At 68.8% G+C, this 1,322-nt stretch carries 1 protein-coding gene; it reads right to left on the bottom strand.

Features of this window, described 5'->3' with window-relative positions:
• Positions 1 to 33: 33 nt before the first annotated feature.
• Positions 34 to 1,271, bottom strand: a protein-coding gene (locus I2501_RS38715; protein WP_236048077.1) for an IS3 family transposase whose coding sequence is annotated in 2 segments (ribosomal slippage) — positions 34 to 986 and positions 986 to 1,271 — 1,239 coding nt in all. Because the reading frame shifts where the segments join, the coding sequence is not laid out codon by codon here.
• Between the last annotated feature and the right edge of the window lie 51 nt (positions 1,272 to 1,322).

The following is a 1,322-nucleotide window of genomic DNA, read 5'->3' on the forward strand; positions in this document are numbered from 1 at the left end:
TGAACCGCTCCGGGTTCGGTATCGAGCTTGATGTCACGCGCTGACGGGTTCGTCGGCGCGGGTTCTTTGGTGATGGTAGGCGGTTTCGTGTTCGGCCGGGGTGGTGTGGCCAAGGGCACCGTGGAGTCGTCGGTGGTTGTACCAGTCGACCCACTCGGCGGTGGCGAACTCGACGTCCGTGAAGGTCTTCCAGGGTCCGTGACGTGTGATCAGCTCGGTCTTGAACAGGCCGATGGTGGACTCGGCGAGTGCGTTGTCGTAGGCGTCGGCGACGCTGCCGATCGAGGGCGCTATGCCGGCCTGGGCCAGCCGCTCGGTGAAGGCGATCGAGGTGTACTGACTCCCCGCGTCCGAGTGGTGAATCAAGTCGGTGACCTGGCTGTTCCGGCCGTAGCCGCGTTGCCACAGGGCTTGCTCGACCACGTCCAGGACCAGGCAGGTCTGCTTGTTGGTCGCCGCCTTCCAGCCCAGAATCCGGCGCGAGTACGCATCCACGCAGAACGCGACGTACACGGTCCCGGCCCAGCCCGGGACGTAGGTGAAGTCCGCGACCCACAACCGGTCCGGCCCGGCCGCGGCGAAGTCGCGGTTGACCAGGTCCCCGGCCCGGCGCCCGTCGGCACCCGGAATCGTGGTCCGCACTCGCTTCCCGCGCACCGCACCTGACAGACCGGCCTGGCGCATGAGGCGCTCGACCGTGCAGCGGGCCACGTCGACGCCCTCGCGTTGTAACTGGTGCCAGACCTTCCTTGCCCCGTAGACCGCGTAGTTGTCCCGGTGGATCCGACGGATCTGCTCGGTCAGTTCCGCGTCACGCAGGGACCGCGGCGATGGCGACCGGCGCTTGGCCGCGTAGTAGGTCGAGGCTGCCGCCGGGGTGCCAGCCCAGCTCAGGGTGCGGCAGATGGCCTCGGCGCCGAACTCGTCGCGGTGGGTGTCGATGAAGCGGATCAGCGCGGTGGCCTCGGGTCCAGTTCCGCGGCGAAAAAAGCGGCCGCCGCCTTGAGGATGCCGTTCGCTCGCCGCAGCTCGGCGTTCTCCCGCTCCAACCGCCGGATCCGGTCGGATTCCGCCTTCGCGGCCACGGCCTGCGGGTCCGCGGCGGCGTCCGCCTTCTTGACCCAGTGCCGCAGGGCCTCAGGGTGGATCCCGAGCAGGTCGCCGACCTCGCGGATGATCCCGGGCCGTCCCGGCGTCAGCCTGCGCTTCTCGGCGACCATCCGCACGGCCCGCTCGATCAGCTCCTCCGGGTACTTCCTCTGCGCTGGCATGAGCGCATCCTTCCAAGCTTCAGCGTTCGATACCGAACCCGGAGCGGTTCA

It is taken from the genome of Streptacidiphilus fuscans (assembly GCF_015690355.1).
GTDB lineage: Bacteria > Actinomycetota > Actinomycetes > Streptomycetales > Streptomycetaceae > Streptacidiphilus > Streptacidiphilus fuscans.